Source organism: Chitinophaga sp. sic0106 (assembly GCF_019219075.1).
Lineage (GTDB): Bacteria > Bacteroidota > Bacteroidia > Chitinophagales > Chitinophagaceae > Chitinophaga.
On the sequence record NZ_JAHUWJ010000067.1, the window covers coordinates 1 to 260 of the forward strand.

The 260-nt window shown below is 46.5% G+C and carries 1 rRNA gene; it reads right to left on the bottom strand.

Features of this window, described 5'->3' with window-relative positions:
• A 23S ribosomal RNA gene (locus KW844_RS29540) occupies nucleotides 1-260 on the bottom strand; the annotation flags it as partial.

Sequence of the window (260 nt, forward strand, 5' to 3'; positions counted from 1 at the left end):
TCAAGCACCCTTATACTAATGCGCTCTACGTACGATTACCAACCGTACTGAGGGTACCTTTGCGAGCCTCCGTTACCTTTTAGGAGGCGACCACCCCAGTCAAACTACCCACCAAACAATGTCCCCAGTTTCCCGGGTTAGACTCTAAATAACAGAAGGTTGGTATTTCAACGATGACTCCACAACTCCTGGCGAAGCTGCTTCATAGTCTCCCAACTATCCTACACATCTGGCATTCAAAATCAATGTTAAGTTGTAGT